Genomic DNA, 18629 nt, shown 5'->3' with positions numbered 1-18629 from the left:
CGACGACTGCTTTTTCGCGTTTGGTTTTTCGATCCCTGGGGCCATAAATTTTCTCTCGGGAGCTGCCTCTGGCCGGGCCGTGGTTTGGTTATGTGGCACCCACCTGCAAAGCAGGTCACAGAGGATGAATACACCGACGGTTACAGGTGGTTTTCGCCGCTTTCTTCTTGCGTGTCCAAGAGGCTTTAATGTCACCTCCCTCATCTCCCTCGGCTGGTTTTTCCAGCGAAGATCCAGCCGCCGCCAAAGCTGCTTGTCGGAAACTGACAGCACTGACCCGCGCGAAACTGGCCGCGGCCGAACCCGATGCGGCGCGCGCCCTTGCTGATCATGCTGAAACATTGATAAACCGCTTTGGCACGGGTATCTATGCCGCGTATTTTCCGATCCGCAGCGAATTATCGCCGCTTGACCTGCTGGGGCGTCTTGGTGGTCTTGGTTGCGTGACATCATTGCCGATAACGCCCGCCAAGGGCCAGCCTTTGCGCTTTCATCGCTGGGCGGTGACCGATCGTCTGGATGATGGCCCCTATGGCACAAAACAGCCGCCGGCAGATTGTGCATTATGCCGGCCAGATGTGATTCTGGCGCCGATGCTGGCCTATGATCAGGCTGGGTGGCGGCTGGGTTATGGGGGCGGGTTTTATGATCGCACGATCGCAGTTTTGCGTGGCGCGGGGTACCAGATTACGGTGCTGGGCATCGCCTATGAGGGCCAAAAGCTGGACAAAATACCGGTTGGCCCCTATGACATGCCGCTAGATGGGGTGCTGACGCCGTCGGGTTTGTTGCCGCTGGTACCGCACGAAAATGGCGGTTTGACAGCTGATTGATGATCGCTGGTCAATGGTGATTAATTAACGAGGGTAAACCACAATGCGCGTGTTGTTTTTGGGAGACATTGTTGGCCGGACGGCGCGCAATGAGGTGATCGAGCAATTGCCCGGTCTGCGTTGCGAGCTTGGGCTTGATTTCATTGTCGTGAATTGTGAAAACGCGGCCGGTGGCTTTGGTATTACGCCAAAAATCTGTGAGGCATTGTTTGCGGCTGGCGCGGATGTGCTGACCACGGGTAACCATGTCTGGGATAAAAAAGAAATCATCGATTATATCGCTGCGGAGCCGCGTCTGTTGCGGCCGCTGAACATGGCCGAGGGCACCCCGGGTAAAGGCATTGCAAAGGTTACAAACGCAAAAGGCCAGAGCCTAGTAGCGGCAAATTTGATGACCAATCTTTTTATGGCACCCAATGACCCGGTTTTTGCCGCACTGAATGATGCGCTGGTTCGCAACAAGCTGGGCCGAGACGCCGATTTTATTCTGATTGATGTGCATGGCGAGGCAACATCAGAGAAGATGGCGCTCGGGCATTATGCTGATGGCCGGGCATCGCTCGTCGTGGGCACGCATACCCATGTGCCAACCGCCGATCATCGGATCCTAGCCGGCGGTACCGCCTATCAGACCGATGCCGGTATGTGCGGCGATTATGACAGTGTGATCGGCATGGATAAAGCGGCGGCAACTGACCGGTTTATCGGTCGGGGCAACAGCCGGCTTTCGGTTGCGCTGGGGCCAGTTACGCTTTGCGGTGTTATTGTTGAAACTGGCGAGACCGGACTTGCCAGCGCGATTTACCCGTTGCGCCGTGGCGGGGTTTTGGCTGCCAGCTAAATTGGCGCAAAAGCCGCGATGGGCAACCCTATCTGGCGTGGCGGTACGCATATGATGAAAAATCACCGGCCGTTATGAAAGCGGGCCGTTATAAAAGCGGGTCATCATGAAAAATGAACCGCAAGGCTGGCTCCTAAAGACTTGATCTGCTATACCCTCTTCGGGTTGGAGCGTGCCATTGCGGTGCGCCCAAAAACACGTGTCACAGCAGATAAAGCATTTAGAGATCATGGCAGGCCATTCCAAATTCAAAAATATCATGCACCGCAAAGGGGCGCAGGACAAAAAACGCGCAAAGGTTTTCGGACGGTTGATCAAAGAACTTACCGTTGCCGCACGCAGCAGTACCGATCCTGACTCAAATCCGCGGTTGCGCTTGGCACTTTCGGCGGCGCGCGCTGCCAATATGCCCAAAGACAATATCGAGCGTGTATTGAAACGTGTCGAGGGCGGTGAGGGCGAAAATTATGATGAAATCCGCTATGAGGGCTATGGCCCGGGCGGCACCGCTTTGATCGTCGATGCAATGACCGATAACCGCAACCGTACCGCATCAGAAGTGCGCGCTGCGTTTAATAAATTTGGCGGCTCGCTGGGTGAAACTGGATCGGTCAGCTTTATGTTTGATCGTGTCGGGCAGATTATCTATCCGGCTGATGTGGCCGATGCCGATACAATGTTTGAGGCGGTTCTTGAGGCGGGTGCGGATAATGTTGACTCTGACGATAGCAGCCATGAGGTGATCTGTGCGCCGGATGATTTCAACGCTGTGCGTGAGGCGTTGGAAACCGCCTTTGGTGCGCCAGAGGAATCAGGCCTTACATGGAAGCCGCAAAACCTCATCGCCGTTGACGAGGCGCAGGCTGCAACCTTGCTAAAGCTGCTGGATGCGCTGGACGATAATGATGATGTTCAGAATGTGTCATCAAATTTTGATATCTCGGATGATGTCATTGCCAAGCTTACCTAAGCAGGGCAGATGATGCGGATTCTCGGTATTGACCCCGGATTACGGTCTACTGGCTGGGGCATTGTCGCGGTTGACGCTGGGCGTTTACAGCATATTGCCAATGGCGCTATTCAGCCGAAACCAGCCCTTGCCGATGCTGCCCGCCTAAAAATTATATATGACGGGCTGTGTGATGTGATTGGCCAGCACCGACCGGATCAGGCCGCGATTGAGCAGATTTTTGTCGCAAAGTCAGCTGGGTCGGCGTTACGCCTTGGCATGGCGCGCGGGGTTGGCTTGCTGGCATGTGGGACTCATGGCCTTACCGTTGGCGAGATTTCGGCGCGCGCTGTCAAAAAAGCCGTTGCCGGCACAGGGGCTGCAGATAAAAAACAAATTCAGGAAATGGTGACACGATTACTGGCGGTGACAGCAAAGAACGCTGATGCTGCTGATGCGCTGGCAATTGCGATTGCAGCAAGTAATGAGGCTGGAACACTTGCACCAGTCGAGGTAGGATTAATCAAGGGACAAGCGGCAAACGGCCTGTCGGCGGCGATTGCTGCGGCGCTTGCCCGAGATGATGCCAATAACGGGGGCAAGAGATGATTGCGCAATTGCGTGGTACCATAGTGCATAGCGGTGACCAGCAGGCGGTTCTTGATGTTCAGGGGGTTGGCTATGCGGTTCATGTTTCAGGCCGAACACAAGGCCAGATTGCCACGATGTCAGGTGAGGTCACATTATTGACCGAGATGCAGGTGCGCGAGGACAGCATGACCCTGTTCGGGTTCTTGGATCTTGGCGAACGTGACGCCTTTCGACTGCTAATCACCGTGCAGGGCGTCGGCGCAAAAGCGGCGATGGCGATTTTGTCGGTTCTGGCACCACATGACCTGACCACTGCAATTATCGCTGGCGACAAGGCGATGGTGGCGCGCGCCGATGGTGTGGGGCCAAAAATTGCCCAGCGTGTGGTAAATGAACTTGGCGAAAAAATTGGCAAAATATCCAGTCTTGGCGGCGCTTTGGCGATCGGTGATGCTGGCGGCGGTGCTGGCGGTTTATCTGGCGTCGGTGCTGGTGCGGCGGCATCTGGCCTGTTCTTGGATGCGGTTTCGGCTTTGGTCAATCTTGGCTATGGACGAGCAGAAGCGCATGGCGCGGTGATGCGGGTGCAGGCAAATGCAGCCAGTGATAATCTGTCAGATGTGATTGCGGCGGCGCTGCGGGAGATGGGAACATGACCCAATCGGATGATGCCGGTCGCCTCGTTGCTGGGGAACATCAGGATCGTCATGATAATGCGCTGCGGCCGACCTCGCTTGTCGAATTTATCGGGCAGGGCAATGGGCGGCGCAATCTGGAAACATTTATCCATGCGGCGCGTGATCGCGGCGATGCGATGGATCATAGTTTGCTGCATGGCCCGCCCGGTCTTGGCAAGACAACATTGGCACAGATTATCGCCGCTGAATTGGGGGTTGGGTTTCGGGCTACCTCGGGGCCGGTGATTGCGCGCGCTGGCGATCTTGCTGCGCTATTGACCAATTTACGCCCGCGCGACGTTTTGTTCATTGATGAAATTCATCGCCTCGCACCGGCGGTCGAAGAGGTGCTCTATCCGGCGATGGAGGATTTTCAGCTTGATCTGATTATCGGTGAAGGGCCATCGGCGCGTTCGGTGCGGATTGATTTGCCGCCCTTTACGCTGGTTGGGGCGACAACGCGTTCGGGATTATTGACGACGCCGCTTCGTGACCGGTTCGGCATTCAGATGCGGATGCAGTTCTATAACGCCGATGAATTGTCACTGATCCTGACCAAACAGGCAGCAAAGCTGGGGCTTGACCTTGGTGCAGATGGTGCTGCCGAAATTGCCCGGCGCGCCCGCGGTACGCCGCGGGTGGCTGGTCGGCTATTGCGGCGGGTGCGTGATATTGCGGCGGTTGAGGCGGCGGGGACGGTAACGGCGTCGGTGGCGGACGCGGCCTTGCACCGGCTTGAGGTTGATGCTAGCGGCCTTGATCAGATGGATAGGCGTTATCTCTCTTGCTTGGCAGAATCCTATGCTGGCGGGCCGGTCGGGGTTGAAACCTTGGCGGCGGTATTGTCGGAACAGCGCGATGTTCTTGAAGAGGTGATCGAACCTTATTTGATGCAAACTGGCCTGTTGATGCGAACGCCGCGCGGACGCTGTCTGTCGGTTGCAGGATGGGCCTATCTTGGCATGACGCCGCCTGCCGCGGCGACCAAACAGCTTGATCTGCTGACACGGATTGCCGGTGATGACGCGGATGTCGAATAGGATATGATGACAGACGAGTGGCAAAATTCCCAGCCGGGCACAGGCGGCAACATGCGCCCCGACACCAATCCAAATTTCACTCTAGATGGCGGCTTTGATAATGGCTTTCACCGCTATTGGCTGCGGGTTCAATATGAAGATACCGACGCTGGTGCGATTGTCTATCATGCACAATATCTGGCCTTTGCCGAGCGGGCGCGTTCGGCATGGCTGCGCTGTCTCGGCATTGATCAGCCGGCGATGCTGACCAATGATAAGATGGGCTTTGTGGTGAGCCGGATCGAGATTGATTTCCAGTTACCGGCACGCCTTGGTGACGTGCTTGAGGTTGAAAGCAGTTTACTGCGGCTTGGCGGCGCATCACTGAAATTGCACCAAAAAATCATAAATTGTGAAAATCGCCATATTCTTGCCCGACTTGTCGTAGACATAGGGCTAGTTGTGGTCTCTCATGGGGCGGATAAACATGACACAAAACCGAAAATCTGCCGACTTCCGGCGGCGGTTAAAGCCAAATTTTCCGGTCTGATAGACCTAGATTGATATTAAGCACGTGTCATGTGGATGCAAAATTGAATGCCGTTAAGGCGAAAACAAAGGGTAGTTAAATGAATTCTGTGGAAATGACGGTAACCCATTCAAGTGCAGATCTCACCATCATGGGCCTGTTCTGGGCGGCGGATCCTTTTGTCAAACTGGTTATGGTGTTGCTGGTTCTGGCATCGGTGTGGTGCTGGGCCATTGTTGTTGAAAAAATTACCATCATTCGGCGCGAGCGCCGGCTAGCACACGCCTTTGAAGATGCGTTCTGGTCAGGCGGCTCGTTAGACAAGCTCTATGATGATACCGGCGCAAACCCCCGCGATGCGATGTCGATTGTGTTTGTGGCGGCGATGCGCGAGTGGCGCCGGGCAACTGCGCGCGGGCTAGCAGATTCGGCCCGGGCTGATCTGCGCGCCTCACTGGTTAGCCGGATTGACCGGTCAATGACCTTTACCATCACCCGCGAGATGGAACGGATGGAACGGGGGATGAATTTTCTTGCCTCAATCGGCTCGGTATCACCTTTTGTCGGGTTGCTGGGCACGGTCTGGGGGATCATGAGTTCGTTCCAGTCAATTGCCGAGTCCAAAAATACCAGCCTTGCTGTTGTTGCGCCGGGTATCGCCGAGGCGCTGTTTGCCACGGCGCTGGGTCTGGCGGCAGCAATTCCAGCAGTGATTGCCTATAATAAATTTGCCGGTGATCTGGAACGGTTTGGCGCGAGGCTGGAAACCTTTGCGCAGGAATTCAGCACGCTGTTGGCACGCCAGCTCGATGAAGGCGGTAAATAATGGGTGCGGGGATCAAACGTTCGACCGGCGGCAGGCGGCATCGCCCAATGGGCGAAATTAACGTCACGCCGTTTGTCGATGTGATGCTGGTGCTGTTGATCGTATTTATGGTTACGGCGCCACTTTTAACCGTCGGGGTCGAGGTTGATTTACCGAAAACCAAAGCCGGTGCCATTAATGCCGATGCGGCGCCTTTGGTGGTTTCGATCAAATCTGACGGCAGCCTTTATTTGCAGGAAACCGCGGTTGAGGCTGAGGTTTTAATCCCGCGCCTAAAGGCAATATCTAACGCCAATCCCGATGTCCGTATTTTTGTTCGCGGCGACAAGGCGGTGACTTATGGCGAGGTGCTGGGCGTTATGGGGCGGATACAGTCGGCCGGATTTGAAAAGGTTGCCTTGGTGGCCCAGCTGCCCGAAGCAAAATAATGGCTAGCTGATGCAGATGCGCGTGGAACGCTAGAAATGGATCGTCGTTCGCTGTTAATTTCGGTTGGACTGCACGTCAGTGTTGTTGTGCTGGCGTGGATTGGTCTGCCGTCGATCAAGCGTGATCTGCCCGAGGAACAGCCGATTATTGTGATGGAAATGGTGCAATCTGTGCCAACGACAAATCTGGATCAGGGCGACAAGCCAAGCACGGCAAAGCAGGAACAAAAAGAGGCCCGCTCTAAAAAGCCAACGCCGCCACCTCCGCCGGCCCCACCGCGCGCCAAACCGCCAACACCGCCAGCCCCAAAGCCAGCCCCAAAGCCACTGCCAAAGGCACCTGATCTAAAAGCCGAGATTTTGCCGCAAAAAGTCGCGCCAAAGCCAAAACCAAAGCCGGAAATCAAGCAACCGCCAGCCCCGCCAAAATCCAAGCCAAAGCAGGTGGCAGCACAAAAGGCGCCGGTTCCAGTGCCGCAATCACCACCGACGCGCGTCAATAAGCTGGCACGCCAAAAGGCGTTAGACAAAGCGCGTCAGGATGCGTTGAGCGGGGTAATGCAAAACCTTGCCAAGGCAAAGGCTGTGTCTGAGGAGGCTGAAAAGAAGCGGCGTGAACAAGAGCGCAAAGATGCAGCCGAAAAACTGAGCTCGAGCCTGACATCGGCGGCTGGTAACGCTATCCGCGCACCGGATAAACCGGTCGTTGGCCCGCTTGGCCTGTCTGATATTGATCGTATCCGCCAGCATGTGTCATCATGCTGGTCGCCGCCAATTGGCACAGCAGGGGCAAACACGCTAATTGTTGACATAATTGTCACGTTAGATAGAGACGGAAAGGTTTTGACCGCCGAGGTTGATAACAAAATGCGGCTTGCCACCGACCGGACATACCGGGTTGCGGCGGATGAGGCTATTCGCACAATGTTTAAATGCTCGCCGCTGCCAGTGCCATTGGACAAGTACGAACAGTGGAAAAGCTTTATTTTCGGGTTTGATCCAAAATTCCTAACCCGTTAACGATAAAATGGGAAAACGCAATGGCGCGCTACCCAAAGGCGAAAAGAAATGAATGGGAATAGGCTGACAATGATGATGTTCTTTCGACTGATAGCCGTGATGGTAACCTGTTTTGGCCTGTTAAGTAATCTGGCACATGCGCAGCTTCGGATCGATATTACCGAAGGTCAGGTGGCGCCAACGCCGATTGCGATTGCTAATTTTACCGGTCCGGACGGCAAGGTTACTGAAATTGGCAAGCAGATTGCGCAAATTATTTCAGAAGATCTAGAAAGCTCTGGCCTGTTTGCACCGGTTGACAGCGCTGCGTTTATCGAGCCGCCAAAGGCACCATCTATCCGGCCAAATTTTACGAATTGGACACCATTGGGCGTGAAAGGACTGCTTGTCGGGTCGGCCTATGTCGATGGTGCTGGAATGCTGCAAGTTGAATTTGTGCTATGGGACGCGGTGATCCAGCGTAATATCACCGGCGGTGGCGGCAATGCTGATCAGGCGGCGATCCGCCGCATCTCGCATCAAATCGCCGATTTTGTCTATGAAGAATTCACCGGCGATACCGGCTATTTTGACACGCGCGTTGTTTATGTTGCTGAATCCGGCTCGCAAAGCCGCCGTCTGAAACGTTTGGCAATCATGGATCAGGATGGGCATAATCATCAATATCTAACCTCTGGTGCCGATTTGGTTCTTACCCCGCGCTTTTCGCCAACTGCAAATGAGATTGCGTATCTGAACTATTTTAACGACGAGCCAAATGTCTATCTGTTTGAAATTGCGACGGGGCGAACCGAACGGCTTGGTTCGTTTCCGGGGATGACATTCGCGCCGCGATTTGCCCCGTCCGGGGACAAGCTGATTATGAGCCTCGCGCAAAATGGCATGACCGATATTTACGAAATGGATATGCGCACACAGGCGATTAACCGTCTGACGCAATCAGCCTCGATTGATACATCGCCGTCCTATTCACCAGATGGCAAGCAGATCGTCTTTAACTCGGATCGTGGCGGCAGCCAGCAGCTATATGTGATGGATGCCGACGGGGCTAATGTGCGGCGGATCAGCTTTAATCAGGGGCGTTACGCAACGCCGGTCTGGTCGCCGCGTGGTGATATTATCGCCTTTACCAAAATGGCTAATGGCCAGTTTTATATCGGGGTGATGAATGTTGATGGCAGTGATGAGCGACTGCTTGCCAGCGGGTTTCTTGTTGAAGGCCCAACATGGGCGCCAAATGGTCGTGTGTTGATGTATTTTAAGCAACAGCCTTTCGAAACTGATGGCAGTGGCGGTGATACTCATGTTTACCGGATCGATATTACCGGCTTTAACGAAAAACGGATTATTACGCCGTCGGATGCGTCTGATCCGGCATGGTCACCTATATTGCGCTAGATCGTTTTGCGTGAATGGCATTATGCGTTTTTAAAGGCTCAAAAGCGCGGGCAACGGGCATGTTGCTGGCGGTTTAATGCGCCCAAACGAGGCCGTGCTACGCCGGTTCGCAGGGTGACATCTATGGGTTTTTTGGGGAATTCGCAGGAACGGGGTGGCGGGAATTTCCTCGAGAAATTCTTTGTTTTAGTGCCTATTGAATAACTTTTGGGTTTCATTCTTGCTGGTTTTAGGCTATGCACAAAGTAGATAAAGACTGGCGAAAGCTGGTTGATGAGCATGTCCGTGAAACGAATGTAGTGACAATCAAGCGTGCGTTGTGTATCTGGTCACCTATAACAAAGCGGAAGACAAACCATCCGGTATACCGGACCAACAAATAGGGAGCATATAGATGTTTCAACGAATCCTCGCTCTTTTCGCTGTAGCGTTCCTCTTTGCTGCTTGTGAAACAGCATCAAATGTTTCGGGAGATAGCGCTTCCGGTAGTTCGACAGGCAGTTCGACAGGCAGTTTGACAGGCAGTTCGACAGGCAGTTCGACAGGCAGCGCAACAGCTAGCGCCGCATCGTCTAGCAGTAGTACAACAGCCGCAACGCAGATGAGTGACGCTGAAAAGCTAGCTCAGGTCGGTAACACTGTCTATTTTGGTTTTGACAGCTCCGAGTTGGATGGTGAGGCGCAAGCCACACTTGACCGTCAGGCAGCATTTTTGAACGTAAATCCAACAATGGTTGTGATCATCGAGGGGCACGCTGATGAGCGCGGAACCCGAGAATACAACCTCGCGCTTGGTGATCGTCGTGCAGTTTCTGTGCGCGATTATTTGCTGGCCAAAGGCCTGAACGCGGCGCGCATCCGCACCGTTTCATACGGTAAAGAGCGCCCGTCAGTTGTGGGCTCAAACGAAGACTCGTGGGCGAAAAATCGTCGCGCTGCAACGCTTCTCAACTAAGCCGATTGCACCTAAAGAGTAAGGGGAGCAATAGCTCCTCTTTTTTTTGCCTAATTTCTGCCTAAAACCGTCTCTATGGTGGCAGCACTGGATGATTGCGGTCATCCACCTTGATTTTCAGCGTTGGGAACAGACGGTATGAACAAACGGATAGTCTTTTTGGTGGTGGCAAGTTTGATGGTGCCCGGGAATGCCATGGCTCAGAACATTGGTAGCGATGGTGCAATCTCATCAAACACCAGTGCGCTGTTAACGCGGCACCAGCAACGTATGGATATTCTCGAACAGGGTTTAAAGGAAATTCGCGGGGTAGTTGAGAAGGATCTTCGTGAAATCAAAATGAAGGTTGAACAGCTTGGCTCAAGCTCGGCGCAAGCTGGAACGGCGCAAATTGCCGATCTGAATGCACTTCGTAACGAGATGGAACGGCTGAATGATACGCTGGCGACGACAAGCCGCCGGATGGAGCGAACTTTAGAAATCACCTCAGATACCGAATTTCGCCTCCTTCGTCTGGAAAAGCGGGTGCAAACGCTGATTTCGCTTGGCGGCAGTGAGCTTGCCTCGGCAACAGCACAACAAGAAACGATGGCTGCAGATGCGCCAGCAAATGTTCAGATGACGCGCGAGAGCAACAGCGGTGTGATGAAATGGTCGGTCGAAGAAGGCGCGCTCAACCGTGAGCTTGATACGCTGAGTAATAATGCCCAATCCGAGGTGCAGGCGGTTGGTAATGCGCCCGAAGGCACGCCAGCTGATCCGGCATTGTCCGGCGGTGATGCAATGCCGCTGGCAACTGCTGGAAATAACGCCGACGCAAAGAACATGACAGCAGAAGTGGCCGCCGCGGCGCAGCCGGTTGAGCCAGCCCAACCCGAGGTCCTGCCGGCGGTTAGCCCGGAAGAACAATACCGATTTGCCCTAGGGCGCGCCCTGCAAAATGATCTGGAAACAGCCGAATTGGCCTTTGCCGAATTCCGTATATTTAACAAGGGGCATGAGCGCGAGGCCGATGCCACATTCTGGTTAGGCCGGGTTCAGTTTATGCGTGGCGAATATGAAAAGGCGGCAATGACTTTTTCCGAGTTTAACACCGCCTATCCTGCCGATGCGCGGCTTGTGGATACAACAATGTGGATTGCCGAATCAGTGTCGAATTTTGCCCCGCCGGAACAAGCGTGTGAAATTTATGAATCCCTGCCAAAGCTGCTGGACACGCCGCCGGAATCATTTATGACCCGGCTTGCCGCCCTTCGTGATGCTGCAAAATGTGACAGCTAACCCTATCATTGCCTATGATGATCGCTTTGCTGCGGCGATGGCGCGGCTGGGGCTTGACCAGTGCAATGGGTATCTAACGGCGGTATCGGGCGGGCCGGACAGTACTGCACTGGCCTTGCTTACCGCGCGCTATGCGGCGGTGGCGGGAAAGCCGCATCAAGCGGTGATCATAAATCATCAATTGCGCGCTGAAGCCGGGGCAGAGGCGCGCCGTGTTCAGGCGCGGCTGCTGCGCTATCAGATTTCTGCCGATATCATTCCGATTACCGCACCGCGTCCGGCGTCTGGTCTGCAGGAATGGGCGCGTCTGAACCGGCATAATATTTTACGATCAATGGCGCGGCAACGCGACGCAGCCCTGTTATTTGGGCATCATGCAGGTGATCAGGCTGAAACGGTCGCAATGCGTCTGTTAAAGGGCTCGGGACTTGCTGGTCTTGCTGGTATTCCAGCCTGCCGGATACAGCATGACGTTTCAATCGGCCGGCCTGTTCTGGCGTGGACGCCTGATCAGCTTGTTGCAATTTGCCGATTGCTGGATTGTGATTTTGAGACTGATTCCAGTAATGAAAACACGGTTTTTGAGCGTGTTCGTATTCGCAGATTTCTGGCTGAAATTGACCAGCAAACTGCCGTATCAGGCGCGGTTTCATCACGGCATCTGCACCGCCTTGGTGATGCGGCGGCGCGGTTGGCTATGGCTGCTGAGACTGCGGCTGATCGCCGGTTTGCGGGGGCGGTTGATTTGCATGAGGCTGGATTTGCCAGCATCGCGATGACGGCATTGCTGGATTTGCCGCAACCTGTCTGGAGGCTGGCCATGCGCCGACTGATCATGGCGGTTGGCGGCGCTGATTACGGCCCATCTTCCGGCGCTTTGGATCGTCTTTATGATCGGTGCAAAGATGGTCGGTCTGCAACCATTGGCGGCTGTCACTTCAGCCCCGTCACATCGGCCAAGACAGATAAATCAGCTAGACCGGACAAAACGTCTTGCCGAGACAAAAAGCCAAGTGAGTATCGCCTGTTTCGTGAAACCGGTCGCAACCCGCGTGCGATGCCTGTTATTGCGGGTGAGGAGGTTGTTTTTGCTGGCTGTTGGCTGGTGCAAAGTGAGCGGGCTGGAATCGTTCAGGCGTTTGCTGATGCGACCGCGATTTTTGCCAGCTCTGACAGGTGTTCTACCGGCCAAGCGCTGCCTTTATCATGGCGTTCGCTGCCATATCGCGCCCGACAGGCAATTCCTGTCGTAACAACCCTTGACGGCGGCTTGATTTATCCCCAATTAAAAAGGGGAGATCGGACACAGTCGTCAGCTGTTACCTCGGCGCGGTTTTTAGGCATGGCAAGGCGCCCAGTATTTCTTGCCAATACATTGATGGGTTGAATCTGGCATAGGTTGAACCCGGGATAGGATAAATCTAGTGAATAATCTGGCACGTAATATCATCATCTGGCTTATTTTTGGCGCGGCGCTTATGGGACTATTTAATATGTTCCAGAGCCCTTCAACAAACACCCCGTCCGATCAGGTGGCCTATTCCGACTTTGTCGCGCAGGTCAAAACGAACCAGATCGAAGAGGTGCTGATCGACGGGCGTAATTTGCGCGGTAAGGCAGGTAACGGACGCGTAATTACCACGGTAATGCCGCCATCGACCGATGTGGTGAAGGTGCTTGACGAAAATGATGTCCGCATTGTTGCGACGCCCGAAGATAGCGGTATGCCAAGTTTCTTTTCGATCCTGCTGTCATGGTTCCCGATGCTGTTATTCATTGGCATCTGGATTTTCTTCATGCGGCAAATGCAGGGCGGTTCCCGCGGCGCGATGGGGTTTGGTAAATCCCGGGCAAAGCTGCTGACCGAACATCAGGGGCGCGTCACATTTGAGGATGTGGCCGGTATTGATGAGGCCAAAACCGAACTGGAAGAAGTTGTAGAATTCCTCAAAGATCCGGGCAAGTTTCAGCGTCTTGGTGGTAAAATTCCGAAAGGCGTGTTGCTGGTAGGCCCTCCCGGTACAGGTAAAACCTTGCTCGCCAAGGCGATTGCTGGCGAGGCAAATGTGCCGTTTTTCACGATTTCTGGCTCTGACTTTGTCGAAATGTTTGTTGGTGTTGGTGCCAGCCGGGTTCGCGATATGTTTGAACAAGGCAAGAAAAACGCGCCATGTATCATCTTTATTGACGAAATTGATGCTGTTGGCCGCCATCGCGGTGCCGGTCTTGGCGGCGGTAACGACGAGCGCGAACAGACGTTGAACCAGATGCTTGTGGAAATGGATGGGTTTGAGGCGAATGAAGGGGTCATCCTGATTGCCGCAACGAACCGTCCTGATGTGCTTGATCCCGCGCTGTTGCGCCCGGGTCGTTTTGACCGTCAGGTGGTGGTGCCAAACCCCGACGTGATGGGCCGCGAGAAAATTTTGAAAGTGCATATGCGCAAGACGCCGCTTGCCGAAGGTGTTGAGCCGCGTGTGATTGCACGTGGAACCCCGGGGTTTTCTGGTGCTGACCTTGCCAATCTGGTGAATGAGGCGGCCTTGCTGGCGGCGCGTAAGGGGCGGCGGACTGTCTCTATGGCCGAATTTGAAGAGGCCAAAGACAAGGTTATGCTTGGCTCGGAACGTCGTTCGATGGTGATGACCGACGATGAAAAGCGCCTGACTGCCTATCATGAGGCAGGTCACGCGGTTGTGGCGCTGCACTGTCCGGCATCTGACCCAATTCACAAAGCAACCATCATCCCGCGCGGGCGCGCGCTTGGCATGGTGATGCGGCTGCCCGAGGGGGATCGTATCTCGCTGGCGCGTGACAAGATTCATGCTGATTTGCGTGTGGCTTGTGGTGGCCGTATTGCCGAAGAACTGATCTTTGGTAATGACAAGGTAACAACCGGCGCGTCATCGGATATCCGGATGGTAACAGACATGGCACGCCGCATGGTCACCGAATGGGGCATGTCGGATAAATTGGGCTTTCTTGCGTACAGCGCGGATGAACAAGAGGTCTTCCTTGGCCGGTCGGTTTCACAGCAAAAGAATGTTGCCGATGCCACTGCCTCGACGATTGATATAGAAGTGCGCCGGATTGTTGATGAGGCGTACAAGGATGCAACCAAGATATTGAAAAAGTTTGCTGTCGAGCTTGAGCGTCTGGCACAAGGGCTGCTTGAATATGAAACGCTGGATGGCGACGAGATCAAAATCATCGTTGAGGGCGGCACATTGGTTCGCAAAGACGCCGAAGATACGCCGATCAACCAAAAGCCAAAGCGTAAATCACGGACAGGTCTTCCGGGTACCGGCCGGCCAAAAAATCCGGGTAGTGAACCTGCCTAGATTTCTGTCCGATGACCGCATCTAACGACCCGAAACTAGCCTATGAGGCGGCATTAAAACTGCCGCCTTTTTGCCAGCCAACATGGCTGCGTCCGATTATTACATCGCGCGGCGGCTACCGTATTGCTGGCGGGGTTGCCAGCTTTACCCAGCTTGATGTCGTGATGGCTGACGGGAATGGCGGATATTGTGCCAGCCGGATGTCATCAGATCAGCTGCTTGCCGATGCGGATGATCGCAATCTTGCCAGTGCTGCCCTTGACCGGATTACCGCCGCACGCCCGCAATATGCCGGTCTTGATATGGGGCGGGCACATCTGATGGGCGTGTTGAATGTGACCCCAGATAGCTTTTCTGATGGCGGTACTAATCTTTTGCCAGCAAAGGCGATTGCCGCGGGTAAGGCGATGGCGGCAGCCGGAGCATCGATCATTGATATTGGCGGCGAGTCTACCCGCCCGGGTGCAGCACCCATCAGCCGCAATCAAGAACTGGCACGAATTATACCACCAATTACGGGGCTTTCCCGTGAGGCTATCTTAACCTCGGTTGATACGCGCCATGCGGTGGTGATGACGCGGGCTGTTTCAGCCGGAGCCGCGATTATCAATGATGTTGAGAGCTTGCAGGGCGAGGGTGCATTAGAGGCGGCAGCAAAAAGCGGCGCACCAGTGGCGATGATGCATATGAAGGGCACGCCAGAAACGATGCAGCAGGATCCATATTATGATTTCGCACCGGTCGAGATTTATGAATTCCTGCGCGCGCGTGTCGAGGCGGCCATTGCGGCTGGGATTCCAGCAGCGTCAATCGCGATTGATCCGGGTTTTGGCTTTGGCAAAACAGTGGCGCATAATCTAGCACTGGTGAATTGGTTGTCGCTGTTTCATGGGCTGGGGGTTGTGGTGCTTTTTGGTGCTAGCCGCAAATCGTCAATTGCAAAAATATCTGCTGGTGAACCCGCTGATGCGCGGCTTGCCGGATCATTGGCGCTGGCAGCCGCGGCATGGCGCCAAGGCGCACAGATTATTCGTGTACATGATGTTGGCGAAACGGCACAGGCATTGGCAGTTGAGGCGGCGTTAAGGGCGACGGATAACTAGCTGCCGGTTTGTTTTTGTGCGCTTGTGAAATAGGGTCAAGCTATTCTATCCTAGGCCCTGGAGCGGCCACACCGCGCGTAGCTCGTTAGAAATGTGACAATCTGAATAACAGGGGAACATCATGGCAGGATTATTCGGCACCGATGGTATTCGGGCGCGCATTAATACAGGGCCAATGACTGCCGAGGCGGTTGTAAGGCTGGCTTTGGCCGCCGGGCGCTGGTTTGCTGATCATAATGACCGCTCGAGTAACGCCCGCCCCATTGTGGTTATTGGCAAGGATACGCGGCTATCTGGCTATATGCTGGAGTCGGCGATGGTTGCAGGCTTTACCTCAATCGGGCTTGATTGCCGGTTGCTTGGCCCTATTCCCACGCCTGCGGTGGCGCATCTGACGCGCTCACTGCGGGCCGAACTGGGGGTGATGATATCTGCCAGTCACAACCCGCACCACGACAATGGTATCAAGCTGTTTGGCCCAGACGGGTTTAAACTTGATGATGACATCGAAGCTGGGATATCGGCCTTGGCAGCAGGGTCTATTGAACTTGCTAATGCGCCGGACCTTGGCCGTGCCCGACGGATGCTGGACTCGGTCGGACGCTATGTCGAATTTGCGAAATCTACATTGCCTGGCCGCACCCGTCTCGATGGGCTAAAGCTGGTGGTGGATTGCGCCAATGGCGCGGCCTATCGCACTGCACCTGACACTCTTTATGAGTTGGGCGCCGAAATTGTGCCGCTATCAGTATCGCCCGATGGTTTTAACATCAACGAGAATTGTGGTGCAGTGCATCCGCAGATGATGGCGACCGCCGTTGTTGCGCATGGCGCGGATGCTGGTATCTGTCTTGATGGTGATGCCGACCGTTTGATCATGGCTGATGAAACGGGAAAGATCATTGATGGTGACCAAATTTTGGGCTGTCTTGCGCTTGCCATGCAGGAACGTGGTAAACTTGCCAACGCGGCGGTGGTTGGTACGGTGATGAGTAATCGCGGCCTTGAAACCCGGCTTGGCGCTGCTGGAATTACCCTGCACCGCGCCGCAGTTGGAGATCGCTATGTTCTGGAAAAGATGCGTCAAAACGGGCTTAACCTCGGCGGTGAGCCGTCGGGTCATGTGCTGATGACCGACTTTGCCCGGTCAGGTGACGGCCTGTTAACCGCACTGCAAATGCTGACCTTGTTGAAAGCCAGCGGTAAAAAAGCCAGTGCGCTGTTCAACAGTTTCACCCCGAATCCGCAACGTCTGGAAAATTTGCGCGGGATTGATCCGGCGGTGCTTGATGATGAAAGCCTGCAGCGTGATCTTGCCAAGATTGATGAGGGCTTGAACGGCAAGGGGCGCATTTTGGTCCGCCCTTCTGGCACTGAAACATTGGTTCGGGTGATGGCTGAGGCTGATAATGAAGCGCTTTTGAACGAGGTCATGACAGCGTTAATTTTGCGCATCAAAGCCGAAGTGAAGTAAAATCACTATATATCAATAGGTTAAATTATAGGAATATATTTCCCTTACGGCTTTCTTCAGTATGTTGACTCAAACTATGATTTTGTGCGATCCCTTTCGACGGGTCGCCATCCCCCAACGGGTGGTCAAATTTGAGCGCGAGAACGTGTTATGACAACATATGCCAAGCCGGCAATCCGTCCGGTTATGCCGTATTTTTCATCTGGGCCAACAAAGAAACGCCCCGGATGGTCACAAGCCTCACTGAACGATGCCTGCACTAGCCGGTCGCATCGCTCCAAACCAGCAATAAGCAAAATCAAAGAAGCAATGAAGCTCGCCCGCGAGGTTCTTGGCCTGCCTGATGATTACCGCATTGGTATTGTGCCGGGGTCTGATACTGGCGCCGTCGAAATGGCGATGTGGTCATTGCTTGGGGCCCGCGGCGTCGAGGTTTTGGCGTGGGAAGCCTTTGGCAAGGATTGGGTCACCGATGCTGTCAGCCAGCTAAAGATTGATCCGGTCGTCCGTGTTGCGCCTTACGGGCAGCTGCCTGACCTCAGTGCAGTTGATTTCAATAATGACGTGATTTTCACTTGGAACGGTACCGCTGCCGGTGTCAAGGTGCCAAATGGTGACTGGATACCAGACGACCGCGCCGGTCTGACAATTGCCGATTCAACATCGGCCTGCTTTGCCATGGATCTGCCGTGGCACAAGCTTGATGTCGTGACCTTCAGCTTTCAGAAATCGCTTGGTGGTGAGGGTGGACATGGTGTGCTGATCCTTTCGCCGCGTGCAGTTGAACGCTTGGAAACGCATACCCCATCATGGCCGGTGCCAAAGCTGTTCCGGCTCACCTCAAAAGGCAAGTTGAATGAGGGGATTTTTGGTGCCTCAACGATCAATACCCCGTCAATGCTGGTGATCGAGGATGCGGTTGACGCCTTGGGCTGGGCAAAATCAATTGGCGGTTTGCCAGCGTTGATTGCGCGGTCCGAGGCCAGCCTTGCTGCGGTCAAGGCGTGGGTAGAGACCACACCTTATTTTGGCTTTTTGGCTGAAGATCCGGCAACAATATCTAATACCGGTATCACACTGTCGATCATTGATCCGTGGTTTGTCAGCCTTGATGACGCTGAAAAAAAAGCGGTTGCGGCGCGCCTTGATCAACGTCTACAGGACGAGGGTGTCGCCATGGATGCGGCATCTTACCGTGATGCGCCTCCGGGTTTGCGGATTTGGGCTGGCCCGACCGTCGAGCCAAGTGACATCGAGGCGTTGTTGCCGTGGCTTGATTGGGCATATGCAGAAATTCGGCAGGTTGCATTGGCGGCAGCTTAAATCGGTTCACGTAATTTTCAATATTGCTGCGTGCGTAAGAT

At 54.4% G+C, this 18629-nt stretch carries 18 protein-coding genes and 1 other RNA gene; all 19 read left to right on the top strand.

All coding sequences use genetic code 11. The annotated features are described in order from the left end of the window. Positions 1-157: non-coding RNA, 6S RNA (ssrS, locus tag AB8881_03495), on the top strand. A gap of 31 nt (positions 158-188) precedes the next feature. After that, positions 189-833, top strand: a complete 645-nt coding sequence (locus AB8881_03490; protein ID XDZ63960.1) for a 5-formyltetrahydrofolate cyclo-ligase — start codon at positions 189-191, stop codon at positions 831-833. A gap of 43 nt (positions 834-876) precedes the next feature. Further along, positions 877-1674, top strand: a complete 798-nt coding sequence (locus AB8881_03485; GenBank protein XDZ63959.1) for a YmdB family metallophosphoesterase — start codon at positions 877-879, stop codon at positions 1672-1674. A gap of 229 nt (positions 1675-1903) precedes the next feature. Then, complete coding sequence (locus AB8881_03480) at positions 1904-2644, top strand: YebC/PmpR family DNA-binding transcriptional regulator (protein XDZ63958.1); 741 nt, start codon at positions 1904-1906, stop codon at positions 2642-2644. 9 nt (positions 2645-2653) lie between these two features. Further along, the gene (ruvC, locus tag AB8881_03475) at positions 2654-3232 is read left to right on the top strand and encodes a crossover junction endodeoxyribonuclease RuvC (GenBank protein XDZ63957.1); all 579 of its coding nucleotides are present in this window, start codon (positions 2654-2656) and stop codon (positions 3230-3232) included. Next, complete coding sequence (ruvA, locus tag AB8881_03470) at positions 3229-3870, top strand: Holliday junction branch migration protein RuvA (GenBank protein ID XDZ63956.1); 642 nt, start codon at positions 3229-3231, stop codon at positions 3868-3870. The genes ruvC and ruvA overlap by 4 nt, the downstream gene beginning before the upstream one ends. Then, positions 3867-4931 (top strand): Holliday junction branch migration DNA helicase RuvB, encoded by a 1065-nt coding sequence (gene ruvB / locus AB8881_03465; protein ID XDZ63955.1) that lies wholly within the window; start codon positions 3867-3869, stop codon positions 4929-4931. The genes ruvA and ruvB overlap by 4 nt, the downstream gene beginning before the upstream one ends. Positions 4932-4934: 3 nt before the next feature. Then, positions 4935-5474, top strand: coding sequence for a YbgC/FadM family acyl-CoA thioesterase (locus AB8881_03460; GenBank protein XDZ63954.1), 540 nt, complete (start codon positions 4935-4937; stop codon positions 5472-5474). A gap of 65 nt (positions 5475-5539) precedes the next feature. Next, positions 5540-6265, top strand: a complete 726-nt coding sequence (gene tolQ, locus AB8881_03455; GenBank protein ID XDZ63953.1) for a protein TolQ — start codon at positions 5540-5542, stop codon at positions 6263-6265. Then, complete coding sequence (tolR, locus tag AB8881_03450) at positions 6265-6693, top strand: protein TolR (protein XDZ63952.1); 429 nt, start codon at positions 6265-6267, stop codon at positions 6691-6693. Before tolQ ends, tolR begins: the two co-directional genes overlap by 1 nt. Before the next feature lie 36 nt (positions 6694-6729). Beyond that, complete coding sequence (locus tag AB8881_03445; protein XDZ63951.1) at positions 6730-7713, top strand: cell envelope integrity protein TolA; 984 nt, start codon at positions 6730-6732, stop codon at positions 7711-7713. Positions 7714-7761: 48 nt separating this feature from the next. Further along, positions 7762-9111 carry a Tol-Pal system beta propeller repeat protein TolB gene (gene tolB / locus AB8881_03440; GenBank protein ID XDZ63950.1) on the top strand — a complete coding sequence of 450 codons (1350 nt, stop codon included), beginning with the start codon at positions 7762-7764 and terminating at the stop codon, positions 9109-9111. Positions 9112-9505: 394 nt separating this feature from the next. Next, the gene (pal, locus tag AB8881_03435) at positions 9506-10066 is read left to right on the top strand and encodes a peptidoglycan-associated lipoprotein Pal (GenBank protein XDZ63949.1); all 561 of its coding nucleotides are present in this window, start codon (positions 9506-9508) and stop codon (positions 10064-10066) included. Between the two features lie 138 nt (positions 10067-10204). Then, positions 10205-11347: a hypothetical protein gene (locus tag AB8881_03430; protein XDZ63948.1), complete on the top strand. Its 1143-nt coding sequence runs from the start codon at positions 10205-10207 to the stop codon at positions 11345-11347. After that, positions 11337-12734, top strand: coding sequence for a tRNA lysidine(34) synthetase TilS (tilS, locus tag AB8881_03425; protein ID XDZ63947.1), 1398 nt, complete (start codon positions 11337-11339; stop codon positions 12732-12734). The genes AB8881_03430 and tilS overlap by 11 nt, the downstream gene beginning before the upstream one ends. 37 nt (positions 12735-12771) lie before the next feature. Continuing rightward, on the top strand, positions 12772-14688 hold the full coding sequence (gene ftsH / locus AB8881_03420; GenBank protein ID XDZ63946.1) for an ATP-dependent zinc metalloprotease FtsH: 1917 nt from the start codon (positions 12772-12774) through the stop codon (positions 14686-14688). 11 nt (positions 14689-14699) lie between these two features. Beyond that, complete coding sequence (folP, locus tag AB8881_03415; protein ID XDZ63945.1) at positions 14700-15791, top strand: dihydropteroate synthase; 1092 nt, start codon at positions 14700-14702, stop codon at positions 15789-15791. A 118-nt stretch (positions 15792-15909) separates the two neighbouring features. After that, a complete protein-coding gene (gene glmM, locus AB8881_03410; protein ID XDZ64500.1) occupies positions 15910-17265 on the top strand; it encodes a phosphoglucosamine mutase in 1356 nt (451 codons plus the stop codon). A gap of 150 nt (positions 17266-17415) precedes the next feature. Further along, a complete protein-coding gene (locus tag AB8881_03405; GenBank protein ID XDZ63944.1) occupies positions 17416-18588 on the top strand; it encodes a phosphoserine transaminase in 1173 nt (390 codons plus the stop codon). Positions 18589-18629: the final 41 nt, after the last annotated feature.

Source organism: Alphaproteobacteria bacterium LSUCC0396 (assembly GCA_041228345.1).
In the GTDB taxonomy this organism is placed as follows: domain Bacteria; phylum Pseudomonadota; class Alphaproteobacteria; order Puniceispirillales; family Puniceispirillaceae; genus UBA3439.
Note: the sequence above shows the minus strand (reverse complement) of the source record. Positions and strands in the feature narration are given on the sequence as shown.

Coding starts and splice junctions, on each gene's coding strand:
- AB8881_03490 (XDZ63960.1), top strand. CDS start 189: ATGTCACCTCCCTCATCTCCCTCGGCTGGTTTTTCCAGCGAAGATCCA.
- AB8881_03485 (XDZ63959.1), top strand. CDS start 877: ATGCGCGTGTTGTTTTTGGGAGACATTGTTGGCCGGACGGCGCGCAAT.
- AB8881_03480 (XDZ63958.1), top strand. CDS start 1,904: ATGGCAGGCCATTCCAAATTCAAAAATATCATGCACCGCAAAGGGGCG.
- ruvC (XDZ63957.1), top strand. CDS start 2,654: ATGATGCGGATTCTCGGTATTGACCCCGGATTACGGTCTACTGGCTGG.
- ruvA (XDZ63956.1), top strand. CDS start 3,229: ATGATTGCGCAATTGCGTGGTACCATAGTGCATAGCGGTGACCAGCAG.
- ruvB (XDZ63955.1), top strand. CDS start 3,867: ATGACCCAATCGGATGATGCCGGTCGCCTCGTTGCTGGGGAACATCAG.
- AB8881_03460 (XDZ63954.1), top strand. CDS start 4,935: ATGATGACAGACGAGTGGCAAAATTCCCAGCCGGGCACAGGCGGCAAC.
- tolQ (XDZ63953.1), top strand. CDS start 5,540: ATGAATTCTGTGGAAATGACGGTAACCCATTCAAGTGCAGATCTCACC.
- tolR (XDZ63952.1), top strand. CDS start 6,265: ATGGGTGCGGGGATCAAACGTTCGACCGGCGGCAGGCGGCATCGCCCA.
- AB8881_03445 (XDZ63951.1), top strand. CDS start 6,730: ATGGATCGTCGTTCGCTGTTAATTTCGGTTGGACTGCACGTCAGTGTT.
- tolB (XDZ63950.1), top strand. CDS start 7,762: ATGAATGGGAATAGGCTGACAATGATGATGTTCTTTCGACTGATAGCC.
- pal (XDZ63949.1), top strand. CDS start 9,506: ATGTTTCAACGAATCCTCGCTCTTTTCGCTGTAGCGTTCCTCTTTGCT.
- AB8881_03430 (XDZ63948.1), top strand. CDS start 10,205: ATGAACAAACGGATAGTCTTTTTGGTGGTGGCAAGTTTGATGGTGCCC.
- folP (XDZ63945.1), top strand. CDS start 14,700: ATGACCGCATCTAACGACCCGAAACTAGCCTATGAGGCGGCATTAAAA.
- AB8881_03405 (XDZ63944.1), top strand. CDS start 17,416: ATGACAACATATGCCAAGCCGGCAATCCGTCCGGTTATGCCGTATTTT.